14 protein-coding genes are annotated in these 13,869 nt (G+C 67.2%); 9 read left to right on the top strand and 5 right to left on the bottom strand.

Annotated elements, in window-relative coordinates:
• The 4 genes from QZ609_RS17245 to QZ609_RS17260 form a co-directional block, all read right to left on the bottom strand.
• On the bottom strand, positions 1-1,003 hold a 1,003-nt coding region (locus QZ609_RS17245), incomplete at its 3' end, for an ATP-binding cassette domain-containing protein (RefSeq protein ID WP_295497377.1).
• A 36-nt stretch (positions 1,004-1,039) separates the two neighbouring features.
• A complete protein-coding gene (locus tag QZ609_RS17250) occupies positions 1,040-2,035 on the bottom strand; it encodes an arabinose ABC transporter substrate-binding protein (RefSeq protein WP_295497379.1) in 996 nt (331 codons plus the stop codon).
• 69 nt (positions 2,036-2,104) lie between these two features.
• The gene (locus tag QZ609_RS17255; RefSeq protein WP_295497380.1) at positions 2,105-3,124 is read right to left on the bottom strand and encodes a 2-dehydro-3-deoxygalactonokinase; all 1,020 of its coding nucleotides are present in this window, start codon (positions 3,122-3,124) and stop codon (positions 2,105-2,107) included.
• Between the two features lie 34 nt (positions 3,125-3,158).
• Complete coding sequence (locus tag QZ609_RS17260) at positions 3,159-4,223, bottom strand: porin (protein ID WP_295497382.1); 1,065 nt, start codon at positions 4,221-4,223, stop codon at positions 3,159-3,161.
• Positions 4,224-4,491: 268 nt separating this feature from the next.
• On the opposite strand from QZ609_RS17260, the gene gcvA reads away from it, so the two are divergent.
• The 4 genes from gcvA (at position 4,492) to QZ609_RS17280 (ending at position 7,330) form a co-directional block, all read left to right on the top strand.
• Entirely contained in the window at positions 4,492-5,421 is a 930-nt protein-coding gene (gene gcvA, locus QZ609_RS17265; RefSeq protein ID WP_295497384.1) for a transcriptional regulator GcvA, read from the top strand.
• A gap of 78 nt (positions 5,422-5,499) precedes the next feature.
• Positions 5,500-5,916, top strand: a complete 417-nt coding sequence (locus tag QZ609_RS17270; protein ID WP_295497385.1) for a glyoxalase/bleomycin resistance/extradiol dioxygenase family protein — start codon at positions 5,500-5,502, stop codon at positions 5,914-5,916.
• Between the two features lie 39 nt (positions 5,917-5,955).
• The gene (locus QZ609_RS17275; protein WP_295497387.1) at positions 5,956-6,705 is read left to right on the top strand and encodes a 16S rRNA (uracil(1498)-N(3))-methyltransferase; all 750 of its coding nucleotides are present in this window, start codon (positions 5,956-5,958) and stop codon (positions 6,703-6,705) included.
• A gap of 58 nt (positions 6,706-6,763) precedes the next feature.
• Entirely contained in the window at positions 6,764-7,330 is a 567-nt protein-coding gene (locus QZ609_RS17280) for a YidB family protein (protein WP_295497389.1), read from the top strand.
• A gap of 68 nt (positions 7,331-7,398) precedes the next feature.
• Here the strand turns inward: QZ609_RS17280 and QZ609_RS17285 are convergent, their stop codons facing one another.
• On the bottom strand, positions 7,399-8,358 hold the full coding sequence (locus QZ609_RS17285; protein WP_295497391.1) for a LysR family transcriptional regulator: 960 nt from the start codon (positions 8,356-8,358) through the stop codon (positions 7,399-7,401).
• 253 nt (positions 8,359-8,611) lie between these two features.
• On the opposite strand from QZ609_RS17285, the gene QZ609_RS17290 reads away from it, so the two are divergent.
• From QZ609_RS17290 to QZ609_RS17310, 5 genes are all read left to right on the top strand, one after another.
• On the top strand, positions 8,612-10,348 hold the full coding sequence (locus tag QZ609_RS17290; RefSeq protein WP_295497393.1) for an IlvD/Edd family dehydratase: 1,737 nt from the start codon (positions 8,612-8,614) through the stop codon (positions 10,346-10,348).
• A gap of 26 nt (positions 10,349-10,374) precedes the next feature.
• Positions 10,375-11,316: a dihydrodipicolinate synthase family protein gene (locus QZ609_RS17295; protein ID WP_295497395.1), complete on the top strand. Its 942-nt coding sequence runs from the start codon at positions 10,375-10,377 to the stop codon at positions 11,314-11,316.
• A 51-nt stretch (positions 11,317-11,367) separates the two neighbouring features.
• Positions 11,368-12,297 carry a Gfo/Idh/MocA family oxidoreductase gene (locus QZ609_RS17300; RefSeq protein WP_295497400.1) on the top strand — a complete coding sequence of 310 codons (930 nt, stop codon included), beginning with the start codon at positions 11,368-11,370 and terminating at the stop codon, positions 12,295-12,297.
• 74 nt (positions 12,298-12,371) lie between these two features.
• Positions 12,372-13,376, top strand: coding sequence for an arabinose ABC transporter substrate-binding protein (locus QZ609_RS17305; protein WP_295497397.1), 1,005 nt, complete (start codon positions 12,372-12,374; stop codon positions 13,374-13,376).
• 72 nt (positions 13,377-13,448) lie between these two features.
• On the top strand, positions 13,449-13,869 hold a 421-nt coding region (locus tag QZ609_RS17310), incomplete at its 3' end, for an ATP-binding cassette domain-containing protein (RefSeq protein ID WP_295497398.1).

The following is a 13,869-nucleotide window of genomic DNA, read 5'->3' on the forward strand; positions in this document are numbered from 1 at the left end:
CCGGGCACAGCACGATGCCTTGGCGGATGGCGTCGGCCACGTCGCGGATGCGGATCGGCGCACCATCCAGCGCGAGAGCGCCGGCGGTCTTGCGATCGGCACCGTAGATCAGGCGCGCCAGTTCCGAACGCCCCGCGCCCACCAGGCCGAACAACCCGACGATCTCGCCGCGCCGCACGGACAGGCTCGCCGGCTCCGCCAGCTTCGCGCCCATCAGGCCGTCCACCTGCAGGCGCACCTCGCCCAGCGTGCGCGGCCGATAGTCGAAGATGTCGTCGATCTGGCGACCGACCATCTGCGCGACCAGCTCGTCGCGCGTGACCTTGGCCATGCTCGGGAAATCCGCCACCTTGCGGCCGTCGCGGAAGATCGTGCAGCCGTCGCACAGCTCGAAAATCTCATCCAGCCGGTGCGAGATGTAGATCAGCGCCCGGCCCTGCGCGCGCAGGTCTTTCACCAGCCGGAACAGGATGTCGGTCTCGCGGATCGACAAGGAACTCGTCGGCTCATCCAGCGCAATCACGCGCGCATCGCGCAGGATCGCCTTGCAGATCTCCACCATCTGGCGCTGGCCGATGGAGAGGTGCTTCAGCTTGGCGCGCGGGTCCAGGTCGACGCCGATGCGGCCGAGCTGCTCGCGCGTCCACGCCATCGCCTCGCGCTGGCGGATGAAGCCGCCGCTGGCCGGCAGGTGGCCGAGCAGCAGGTTGTCCATCACCGTCAGCTCGGGCACCGTCTGCAGCTCCTGGTGGATGACGGCGATGCCGGCATCCAGCGCCGCCCGCGTGGTCGGGAACGTCACCGGGCGGCCCTCGACGACGATCTGCCCGCCATCGGGCTGGTAGTCGCCGCCGAGGATCTTCAGCAGGGTCGACTTGCCCGCGCCGTTCTCGCCCAGCAAGCCGTGCACGCGGCCGCATTCGATGCCGAACGACACATCGGACAGCGCCCGTACGCCCGGAAACACCTTGCTGATGCCACGAAACTCAAGAAACGCCGACATGGCAAGTCTCCTTCTCTACGTGTTGCAGCCGCGGGCTTAAAGGCCCATCTCCTGGCGGACGGCCTTCTCGTTGTCGCGCGTCATGAGGCGGCCGCTGGTCAGGATGAGCGGGTCCGGCGCCTTGTTGGTCGTGATCCAGCTGTACATGTTCAGCGAGGTCTCATAGCCGTGGCGCTTCGGGCTGATCAGCACGGTGCCGAAGAAGCCGGTCTCGCCCGGCTTGGCGAACTCGTTCATCGCCGACTGGCTGCCGCCGATGCCCACGCCGATGATGTCGGCCGGCTTCACGCCATGGCCTTCGGCCGCGCGCACGGCACCGAGCACCGCCTCGTCATTCAGGCCGAAGGCGATCCAGTGCTTGAACTTCGGGTTCTTGGTGAGCGTGATGTTGGCGGCGTTGAAGGCGGCTTCCGTGTCCGTTTTGGCCTGCGGGCTGGTCAGCACGTTGGCGCCCGGGAAGCCCGCCTTGGTGAGCGCGGCCACGGCGCCGTCGGTGCGTTCCTTGGCGGTCGGGAGCTGGTCATACGCGATGCGGATAGCGCCGACGTCGGCCAGGTTCCAGCCGCGCTTCTTCATTTCCTGCGCGATGGCATCGCCCACCTGCTCACCGATCTTGGTGGCCGAGATACCCATGTGCGGCACAGCGTCGATCGGCTTGCCGCCGCCGTCAACCAGGCGGTCGTCCACCGTCATCAGCTTGAGGTTGTTCTGCTTGGCCTTGGCCACCACTGCCGGCCCGAGCTTGACGTCGGGCACGCAGATCACGAAGCCCTGTGCGTGCTGCGCGCCGAGGTTGTCGATGGCGGTCAGCACCTCGCCGCCGCTGGGCACGCCGATCTTGACCAGCTTGAAGCCCTTCTCCTTGGCGGCTTGGTCAGCGAACTTCCATTCGTCCTGGAACCAGGGCTCTTCGGGCTGCTTGACCAGGAAGCCGATCTTCACCTCTTCGGCCGCATGGGCAAACCCGCCAGCGATGGTGAGCAGGGTGGCGGCCGCGATGGCCTTGAACGTACCGCGTCGTTGGTGATTCATGTTGTCTCCTTGGCGAGCGCCGTCGTTGCGGCGCCTGTTCTGCTGTGGATGAAAACGGTGGTGCGGGCGCTAGGCCTGCGCCACCTTCAAGGTCTTCACCAGGCCGCGCTCGCGTGCGATGGCGATCGCGCCGCTGCCGGCCAGGTGTTCCTGCTGTTCACTGCTTGTTACCGTCACCTTGCCCGAGAAGAAATCGTCGTCCGACACCAGCACGGCCAACGACTCGCGCAGCAGCGGCTTGCCGGTGATGACGAACTGCGTGCCCGGGTTCATGCGGATCGCGCTGCTGTTCTTGAGCGTGAGCAAATCTGCGCCCAGCACCGCGCCCAGCAGGAAATTGGCCCGCGCATTGCGCTCGTAGATCGTGAACTGCCCCAGCGTGCGCACCATGAAGCAGGCACGCCCCAGGCCGATGCTGCTGGCACTGCGCGCGCCGGCCAACAACATCTCCGGATCGATCTCGGTGGCGAAATCGGATTCCAGCGAGTCGGCCAGGATGGTGTTGTGCGTGATCACGTGCAGCAGCTCGCCGGCCAGCGTGGTCACGCAACCGGTGATGCGCTGGTCCGCGTCCAGGTGCACGAACTTCGAGTGCGAGCCCGGCAGCACGATCACCGCCGGTTCGGTGATCCCGAGGCGCGAGACCAGGCCCATGGTCTCGACTTCCTCCCCGCGCATCATGTCCATCGACTCGATGTTGTGCAGGCCGAGGTTGTCCACCGGATTGCGCACGCCCGGCACAAACCAGATCGGCTGGGCGCACACCTCGGGGATGCTCGCCTGCACCATGCCCGCCGCCAGGTCGCGCAGGCCGGCCGGCGCCACCAGGTGCGGCACTTCGTGCAGGCCGACGTTGGAGGTGATCATGCCGGACGCCAGCACCAGGTCGACCTGGTTCAGGCCGAAGCCGGCCTTCTGCAGCGCCGCTTCGATGGTGTCCTGCACACCGCGCTGCAGCGTCGTCCGGTTGCCGGTGATGGCGGTGTCGCGCACCCCCACCTGCCGCGCGGCCTGGCAGAGCGCGACGTCATCACGCCAGACCGTGACGCGCGTGTTGGTGGTGCCGGTATCGATGGTGAGGATGTTCATGCGTGGCATTGCGTTGGAGAGAGAAGCCGGTGCGTCAGAAGGAATGAACGATACCCGTGTAGGCGCCGTTCTGCCCCTGACCCGGCAGCGGATTGTTGTTGGTGGCTTCCACCGAGAACGCCGCGTTCTTGCTGTTCTGCACGCGGCCATAGGTGGCGTACAGCATCGTGCGCTTGGAGAGGTTGTAGTTGGCGCCGACCATGAACAGCGTGGCGTGGCCCGCATCGTTGTTCACGTCGGTGCGGAAGACCGTGCCGATCAGGGTCAGCGCATGCGTCACATCATAGGTGGCACCAATCCAGTAATGGTTGGCTGCCGACGGGGCACCCGCTGCCGCGTCCGGTGCGTTGATGCGCTGGAAGGTGCCGTAGAGCTTCAGGGCATCGAGCTTGACGATACCGCCCAACGTCCACTCCTTCGAGAAGTTGTACAGGTCGGAGTACTTGCCGTTGCTGTCGCGGATCACGTCATAGATGCCGCGCACTTCCACCAGCGAGTTCGAGTACACCGCCGAGACGCCATCGCGGCGCGACGACGTGAACGACCCCGCCTGGTTACCCAGCCCGGTCTGCAGACCGATCTGGAAGCCGCCCCAGGTCGGGCTCTGGTATTCGACGATGTTGTTGGCGCCCTGCCAGTTACGCCCGCGCACCAGCGTGGCCGAGCCGATGAACTGCTGGCCGGTCGGGTCCAGGTACCAGACGTCGTTGCTGATGAAGAGGTTCTTGCCCATCGTCAGCGTGCCCCAGGTCGGGCTCGACAGGCCGACATAGGCACGGCGGTTGAAGAGCGCGGTGCCGTTGGTGGTGCCGTCGGTGGAGTGGAAGCCCGACTCCAGCCGGAACACCGTCTGCAGGCCGCCGCCCAGGTCTTCCTTGCCCATGAAGCCGAACATGCTGGTGCCCCACTGGTTGTCGGCGCCGCGCCAGAGGCTGCCGCCGCCCGATGTTGCCGTGGGCGCGACGTTGCTGACGTAGTCGATGCCGGCGGCGACGCGGCCGTACAGCGTGACATTGGTATCGGCGAGGGAGGGTGCGGCCCAGCCAGCCAGCGCAACCCCGCACGCCAGCATCCCGCGAACTGCGGTGCTTCGGTTCATGACGTCTCCTGATGTGATTTTTGTAAGTGGGGTCCGGCGCCGCGCTGGATTGAGATCGCAGGTGCGAAAAGAGCCGCTTCCAAAGCTCCCCTGGCTAGGCGCGCCGTCGCAGACAGTACTGAAGTACGGCAAGACGGCAGCAACGACGCCAGGGGAGTTTTGGGAGCGGCTCTTGCGCCGTCCCCAGGCGCATTTGTAGTCGGAGTGCCCAGAACGTGGCAAACTACAAATTCTTCGCGAGACGTTAAATTTTTTTTAACGACAATCCATGGCGCGACGCCTACCTCCCCTTAATTCACTACGCGTCTTTGAAGTCGCGGGGCGTCACCTGAGCTTCAGCCGGGCCGCCGACGAGCTGTGCGTGACCAATGCCGCGGTCAGCCACCAGATCAAACTGCTCGAAGACCACCTCGGCCTGAAGCTGTTTGTCCGCCGCAACAACCAGCTCGCGCTCACCGACCCGGGCGAGAACTACCTGCCCCGCGTGCGCGACGCCCTGCGCGCGCTGGAGCAGGCCACCGACCTGCTGATGGACACCGGCGACAGCCCGCTGCGCGTGGCGGTGCCGCCCACCTTCGGCGCCAAATGGCTGGTGCCGCGCCTGTACCGCTTCTTCAACCAGCACCCGCACGTGCGCGTCGAGGTCTCCACCGCCGACGTGCAGGACCACGGCCAGTTCGACCTGTGCATCGACGACCGTCAGGTCAACGCGCCCAACCTGCGCGTGGAGTGGTTCACCGCCACCGACTTTTTCCCGGTCTGCAACGCCGCGCTGCAAGCGGCCATCCGCATGCCGCAAGACCTGGCCGCGCGCACGCTGCTGCACGAACGCGGCGGGCGCCATCTGGCGCACCATCCGACCTGGCAGCAATGGCTCGACGAGGTGGGCGTGCGCGGCGTCGATGCCTCGCGCGGGCCGGCGTTCTCAGAGGCGCTGATGGCCCTGCAGGCGGCCATCGACGGGCAAGGCGTGGCGCTTGGCCAGGGCATCCTGGTCGAATACGACATCGCCGCCGGGCGCCTCGTGCGGCCGCTGGCGACGGAGGCCTCGCTGCGGCTGTCGTACTACCTGATCCACCCGCACCAGGCCGCCGAGAACCCCGGTTTCGCGCTGTTCCGCCAATGGTTGCTGGACGAAGTCGCGCGCAGCGGCGGCGCACGCGCGCGCACCCCACAGGCGAGCGTCGAGACGTTTTGATTTCTTTTTGATTGTGGCGTTGCGGGCGCTCTACACTAGCCATCCGAAGTGGTTTCGCTTTCGCCGCAGGAGCACATCATGAGCTTCCCCCGCCCCGCCAATACGCCGTGGCTCGTCCCGTACCTGACCGTGCGCGACGCCGCGGCCGCCATCGATTTCTATCGCAATGCTTTCGATTTCGGCGTGCAGGACGAAGTGCATGACCACGGTCGCCCGATCCACGTCGAGATGACCTACCAGGGCGAGCTCATGCTGATGTTCGCGCCGGAAGGCGCCTTCGGCTCCACGGCCAAGGCGCCGGCCGCCGCCGGCTTCGAATGCCCGCAGAGCTTCCACCTGTACTGCGAAGACGTCGACGCCGTCTACCAGCGCGCGCTCGACCATGGCGCCACCTCCATCATGCCGCCCGACAACGTCTTCTGGGGCGAGCGCTACGCCACCGTGCGCGACCCCGACGGCTACCGATGGGGCCTGGCCTGCCGCCCCGCCGCTTGATCCACTTTCCACACTGCACGCATCACAAGGATTTCCCCGATGGGGCTGCCCCGCTTCTACGTCGATTCGCCACTCGCCGCGCACACCAGCGTTGCACTTTCCGAGGCTGTCACGCGGCATGTCCATGTTCTGCGCCTCGCCGTGGGCGACGAGGTCTGCCTGTTTGACGGCTCCGGCCATGAATACCGCGCGCGGCTCGATGCCATCGACCGCCGCAGCGCCTCCGCCAGCCTCGGCGAGGCCACGCAGCCCGACACCGAGGCGCGCTACGCCATCACGCTCGCGCAAGGCGTTGCCGGCGGCGACAAGATGGACTGGCTGATCGAGAAAGCCGTCGAGCTGGGCGTGCACGCCATCGCCCCGCTGCAGACCGAGCGCGGCGTGGTGCGCCTCTCGGGCGAGCGCGCGGTCAAGCGCGTGCAGCACTGGCAAGCGCTGGTGCAGGCCGCGTGCGAGCAGTGCGGCCGCGCGCGCGTACCGACCGTCGCCCCCGTCACCACCGTGCGCGACTGGCTCGGTACAGCGCGCACTGCGGATCGACCGCGCGTGCTGCTGTCTCCGCGCGGCACGCAATCGCTCACGCAATGGGCGGTGCAATCGCGCGAGCGCATCGGCGCCGCCGGCATCGAACTGCTGATCGGTCCCGAGGGCGGGCTGGCCCCCGACGAGGAGTCGCTCGCCGAGGCCGCCGGTTACTTACCGCTGACACTTGGCCGACGTATCCTCAGAACGGAGTCTGCGGCGCTGGTGGCCATCTCCGCGCTGCACGCCGTGCTCGGCGAATTTTGATCGCTTGATCCCCACCTGGCGGGCACCCCTTCCCGCCACACACGATAGGAGCCTCATCATGGGTCTACTCGATTCGGTTCTCGGCGGCCTGGCTGGCAACAGCGCTGGCGACGGGCAGTCCTCCCTGCTGGGCAACAAGAAGGTCCTGCTGGCAGCCGGCCTGCTGGCCTATCTGGCGATGAAGCACGGCAACGCCCCGGCCGGTGATGCCGCCGCACAAGGCGATCAAGGCGGTGGCCTGCTGGGCTCGCTCGGTTCGCTGGCCGGCATGCTCGGTGGTGCTGGCGCGCTGGGCGGTCTCGGTGGCCTGCTCGGCCAACTGACGGGCGGTGGCAACGCCGATCACGCCGCCGTGGATGCAGCCGCGCCGGGCGGCCTCGGCCCGCTGCAGCAGATCCTGGAACAAGCCGGCCTGGGTGACCAAGTCCGCTCGTGGATCGGCAATGGTCAGAACCTGCCCGTCTCTGGCGAACAAATCACCCAGGCGCTGGGCGGCAGTGGCGCGCTGTCGCAGCTGGCCTCGACCTTCGGCGTCAATGAGGGCGAAATCGCCAACCAGCTTGCCGAAGGTCTGCCTGAAGCCGTCAACCATCTGACGCCGAACGGTACGCTGCCCTCGGCCTGAGCCGATCGCCCGGAACAGCAAAAAGCCCGCGACTGCGGGCTTTTTTGTTTCAACGCGGATCAACCTGCCTACCTCTCGGCGCTGCCGGCGCCATACGCCGTCCGGCCCGCCACACGCAACGCCTCGGCCACCTGCAACGCCGCCGGGGAGAGCAACCGATCCGTGCGCGTGATGATGCCGAAGTCGTCCATCTGGCACGGCATCGGCAGCGGCAGGATCGCCACCATGCGATATGACGCGTAGTACTGCGCGACGTCGGCGCCGATCACCGCGAGCATGTCGCTTTGCTCCAGGATGCGAGTCAGGAACAGCAGCGCGGAGGTCTCCACCACGCTCGACGGCGCCGTCAGGCTCGCGCGCTGGAACATCAGGTCGAACCGGTGGCGCAGCACGCTGCCGATGGGCGGCACCACCCAGGTCGCCTGCTGCACATCCTGCAGCGTCAATGCCGGTGCCTCCAGCAACGGATGCCCCGGGCGGGCTACCGCATAGACCGGCTCGTCGGCCAGCGGCTCGTAGCGCAGGTGCAGCTTGTCGTGCTCGGCAAAGAGCCGGCCGACCACCAGGTCGAGCTTGTCCTGCGCCAGCCGCTCCAGCAGCACATTGCTGCTCTCGATCTCCAGCGACACCCGCAAGCCCGGGTGCTCACGGGTGACTTGCGCCACCACCGGCGGCAGCAGCCTCACACCCGGCGAGGTGATGGTGCCCACCGCCACGTGGCCAAGGTGTCCGGCCTTGAGCCCCAGCACCTCCTCCTGCGCCTGGTCCAGGCTGCCAACCACTGCCCGCGCATGCCGAATCAACGCGTCGCCGTAGCGCGTAGGCCGCATGCCACGCGGCATGCGCTCGAACAACTGCACGTCGAGCATCGCTTCCAGCTCGCGCAGCAGCTTGGAGGCAGCCGGCTGCGTCATGTTGAGCGCGGCCGCCGCCCGGTGGATGTTGCCCTCTTCGGCCAAGGCAATCAGCAGCAACAGTTGCCGCGTCTTCAGGCGCGCACGGACATACCAGGGGCTGGAGTTCGACATCGGGATTCCCCGTAGATATCAAATTGAATATCGATCACGACCAATATTTCATTGGAAGGATATCAGGCCCCTCCGTACACTCGGAGCGATCAAAAAACACAAAACACACGGAGACAAGTCACGTGCCACGCGCCGTGTCTGGCGGCCCCACACACCCGGGCCCGCCAGGCCACGCCGCGATCCCATTTGATATTCCGGACACAGCGGCCACGCTGCCGCCGTATCCGCGTCCCGTCTCAACGCTCAGGAACCCATGTCGGAATCGAAACCCAAGCTGCGCTCGGCCCAATGGTTCGGCACCGCCGATAAGAACGGCTTCATGTACCGGAGCTGGATGAAGAACCAGGGCATCCCCGACCACGAATTCGACGGCCGCCCGATCATCGGCATCTGCAACACGTGGTCGGAACTGACGCCGTGCAACGCGCACTTCCGCAAGCTGGCCGAGCACGTCAAGCGCGGCATCTATGAGGCCGGCGGCTTTCCGGTGGAATTTCCGGTGTTCTCCAACGGCGAGTCGAACCTGCGCCCGACCGCCATGCTCACGCGCAACCTCGCCGCCATGGATGTCGAAGAAGCCATCCGCGGCAACCCGATCGATGCGGTGGTGCTGCTGACCGGCTGCGACAAAACCACGCCCGCCCTGCTGATGGGCGCGGCCAGTTGCGATGTGCCAGCCATCGTGGTGACTGGCGGCCCGATGCTCAACGGCAAGCTGGATGGACAGAACATCGGCTCGGGCACCGCCGTGTGGCAACTGCACGAATCGCTCAAGGCCGGCGAGATCGACCTGCACCGCTTCCTCTCGGCCGAAGCCGGGATGTCGCGCTCGGCCGGCACCTGCAACACGATGGGCACGGCCTCCACCATGGCGTGCATGGCCGAGGCGCTGGGCACGTCGCTGCCGCATAACGCTGCCATTCCGGCGGTGGACGCGCGGCGCTACGTGCTGGCCCATCTGTCCGGCACCCGCATCGTCGAGATGGCGCTGCAGGGGCTGACGCTGTCCAAGATACTCACGCGCGCCGCGTTCGAGAACGCCATCCGCGCCAACGCGGCCATCGGCGGCTCGACCAACGCGGTGATCCACCTCAAGGCGATCGCCGGGCGCATCGGCGTGCCGCTGGAGCTGGAGGACTGGGCGCGCATCGGCCGCGACACTCCGACCCTGGTCGACCTGATGCCGTCGGGCCGCTTCCTGATGGAGGAGTTCTATTACGCCGGCGGCCTGCCCGCCGTGCTGCGACGCCTGGGCGAGGCGGACCTGCTGCCGCATCCCGATGCGCTGACCGTCAACGGCAGGACGCTGTGGGACAACGTAAAGGACGCGCCCATCACCAACGACGAGGTCATCCGCCGGCTCGACAACCCGCTGATCGATGACGGCGGCATCCGCGTGCTGCGCGGCAACCTCGCCCCGCGTGGCGCGGTGCTCAAGCCGTCAGCGGCCAGCCCGGAACTGCTGCGGCATCGCGGCCGGGCAGTCGTGTTCGAGAACCTTGAGCACTACAAGGAACGCATCATCGACGAGACCCTGGAAGTAGATGCGACGTCCGTGCTGGTGATGAAGAACTGCGGACCCAAGGGCTACCCCGGCATGGCCGAGGTCGGCAACATGGGGCTGCCGCCCAAGCTGCTGCGCGAGGGCGTGAAGGACATGGTGCGCATCTCCGACGCACGCATGAGCGGCACCGCCTACGGGACGGTGGTGCTGCACGTGGCGCCCGAGGCTGCGTCCGGTGGCCCGCTGGCTGCGGTGCAGGACGGCGACTGGATCGAACTCGACTGCGAGGCCGGCACGCTGCACCTCGACATCGACGAGGCGGAACTGGCACGCCGCATGGCCGCCTACCAGGCGCCGCGCTCCCACGGCGACGGCGGCGGCTACCAGCGCCTGTACGTCGACCACGTGCTGCAGGCCGACGAAGGCTGCGACCTGGATTTCCTGGTCGGCTGTCGCGGTGCTGCGGTGCCGCGTCACTCGCACTAAGGCCGACACATTCCGAGGAGACCGGCTTGCTGACCGTCCACCCCGCCCGCCCGGCACCACGCTACCGGGGCATCTTCCCAGTGGTGCCCACCACCTTCACCGAATCAGGCGAACTCGACCTGCCGAGCCAGAAGCGCGCGATCGACTTCATGATCGATGCCGGCTCGGACGGCCTGTGCATCCTGGCGAATTTCTCCGAGCAGTTCGCGCTGTCCGACGACGAGCGCGAACTGCTCACCCGCACCGCGCTGGAACACGTGGCAGGCCGCGTGCCCGTGATCGTCACCACCTCGCACTACAGCAGCCAAGTCTGCGCGCAACGCAGCCGCCGGGCGCAGGACATGGGCGCCGCCATGCTGATGGTGATGCCGCCCTACCACGGCGCGACCTTCCGCGTACCTGAAGCGCAGATCCACGAGTTCTTTGCGCAGGTATCCGACGCGGTGGACATTCCGATCATGATCCAGGACGCGCCGGCCAGCGGCACCGTGCTGTCCGCCGCCTTCCTGGCCCGCATGGCGCGCGAGATCGAGCACGTGGCCTACTTCAAGATCGAGACGCCCGGTGCGGCCGCCAAGCTGCGCGAGCTGATCCGCCTGGGCGGCGACGCGGTGGAAGGCCCGTGGGACGGCGAGGAGGCCATCACGCTGCTGGCCGACCTCGACGCCGGTGCCACCGGCGCCATGACCGGCGGCGCGTATCCCGACGGCATCCGGCCGATCCTCGAAGCGCATCGCCAGGGGCGGCATGACGTGGCCTACGCGCAGTACGCGCGCTGGCTGCCGCTGATCAACCACGAGAACCGCCAGACCGGCCTGCTGGCCGCCAAAGCGCTGATGAAGGAAGGCGGCGTGATCGGCTGCGAGGCGCCGCGCCACCCGCTCCCGGCCCTGCATCCGGACGCGCGCCGGGGCCTGATCGACATCGCCCGGCGGCTCGATCCGCTGGTGCTGCGCTGGGGGCGATAAGTCATGCGGCATGAACCGATGCAAACCACCACCTTGGAGATCGAACGCCCCGTGACCACGCAGATCGCCATCGGCATCGTCGGCGTGGGCAAGATCGCCCGCGATCAGCACCTGCCGGCGCTGACTGCGCAGCCGGGGTTCAAGCTCGCTGCCTGCGCGAGCCCGCACTCACGCGTCGACGGCCTGCCGCACTACACGACGCTCGACGCCATGCTGACGGCCGAGCCAGAGCTGCAGGCGCTCTCCCTGTGCACGCCGCCGCAGGTGCGGTTTGCGCAGGCGCGCGCCGCACTCGCCGCAGGCAAGCACGTCATGCTGGAAAAGCCGCCCGGCACCAGCGTGGCCGAGGTCGCGATCCTCACCGAACTGGCGCGAGAACACGGCTGCACGCTCTTCGCGTCCTGGCACTCGCGCCACGCGCCCGGCGTCGAGGCGGCGCGCGCGTGGCTTGCCAGCCAGACCATCGTGTCGGTCGACGTGCAATGGAAGGAAGACGTGCGCCGCTGGCACCCGAACCAGGAATGGATCTGGCAGCCAGGCGGCCTGGGCGTGTTCGACCCCGGCATCAACGCGTTGTCGATCCTGACCCACATGCTGCCACGCGCGTTCTTCCTGACTTCGGCCGAGCTGCGGGTGCCCGCCAACCGGCACACCCCGATTACCGCCGACCTGGCCTTCACCGATGAGCGCGGCACCCCGATTCAAGCTGAGTTCGACTGGCGTCATACCGCCGGCGAGCTGTGGCAGATCGATGTCACCACCCGCAACGGTACGCTGCGGCTGGCGCAAGGCGGCAAGCAGTTGATCATCGACCGCGACGAGATCGATGTCGGCCCGGAACGCGAATACCCAAGCCTGTACGCACGCTTTCTCGAACTGATCGCCAGCGGCGCGAGCGACGTGGATGTCCGGCCGCTGCAGCACGTGGCCGACGCCATGCTGCTCGGCCGGCGCTACTGGGTCGAGCCGTTCGCGCCCTGACCGTCAACCTGCACCCCTTCCGCCGTTCCCTTTTCACGCAGTGCCATAAGAGCCGTTCCAACGAGGAGACAACCATGCAACGCAAACTTCGCCGGCTGACCCTGTCCGCCCTTGCGGCCACCCTCTGCCTGGCGCCGCTGGCCGCCAGCGTGCCGGCCCGTGCCGACGAGCCGCTCAAGATCGGCTTCCTGGTCAAGATGCCCGAGCAGGCCTGGTTCATCAACGAGCAGAAGGCCGCCACCGCGCTCGGCCAGAAAGACGGCTTCTCGGTAGTGAACATCGGCACGCCCGATGGCGAGAAGGTGCTGTCGGCCATCGACAACCTGGGCGCGCAAGGCGCCAAGGGCTTCGTCATCTGCGCGCCGGACGTGCGCCTGGGCCCGGCCATCGCCGCGCGCGCCAAGCGCTACAACATGAAGTTCGTCACCGTCGACGATCAGCTCGTCGATTCGTCCGGTAAGCCGCTGGGCAACGTGCCCCACCTCGGCATGTCGGCGTTCAAGATCGGCAACCAGGTCGGCCAGGCGATCAGCGACGAGATGAAGCGTCGCGGCTGGAAGCCGGAGGAAGTCGGCGCGCTGCGCATCACGAACTACGAACTGCCGACCGCCAAGCTGCGCACCGATGGCGCCACGCAATCGCTGCTCGCCGGCGGCTTCAAGAAGGAGAACATCTTCGACGCCCCGCAGAAGACCACCGACGATGAAGGCGGCTTCAACGCGGTGTCGCCGGTGCTGGCGCGGCATCCGGACATCAAGAAGTGGGTGATCTTCGCGCTCAACGAAGAGACCGTACTGGGCGGCGTGCGCGCGACCGAGCAGTTGCACATTCCCTCCGCCGACGTGATCGGCGTCGGCATCAATGGTGCCGGCGAGGCCTTTGCCGAGTTCCAGAAGAAGGAGCCGACGGGCTTCTTCGGCACGATCGCGGTCAGCTCGACCAACCATGGCAAGGACAGCACCGCCAACCTCGTCGACTGGATCAAGACCGGCAAGCAGCCACCGGCCGATACGCAGACCACCGGCAAGCTGATGGTGCGCGGCAACTGGCAGGACGTGCGCAAGGAGTTGGGTATCTGATGCAACGCGCGGCGTGGACGGGAATGCAGCAGTTCCCGTCCGCGCCCGGTGTTCATCCGCAAAGAGCATCCGATGACAGTCCTCTCACTTGATGAAGCCGGCACGCCCGACGCTGCCGTGCGTGACGCCTATCTGCAGCTTGAAGGCATCACCGTGCGCTTCCCCGGCGTGCTGGCGCTCGACCGCGTCTCGCTCGACATCCGCCGCGGCGAAGTGCACGGCCTGATGGGCGAGAACGGCGCAGGCAAGTCGACGCTGCTCAAGGTGCTGTCGGGCGTCAACCACCCGGAGGCGGGTACGTTGTCGCTCGATGGCATGCCGCAGCAGTTTGCCAACACGCGCGCGGCCATCGCGGCGGGCATCGCGATCATCTACCAGGAGCTGCATCTCGTACCGGAACTCACGGTCGCGGAAAACCTGATGCTCGGCGCCCTGCCGAACCGCTTTGGCGTGCTCGATGAGAAGACGCTGGTCGCCCGAGCCCTGCGCGAAC

It is taken from the genome of uncultured Ralstonia sp. (assembly GCA_913056305.1).
In the GTDB taxonomy this organism is placed as follows: Bacteria; Pseudomonadota; Gammaproteobacteria; order Burkholderiales; family Burkholderiaceae; genus Ralstonia.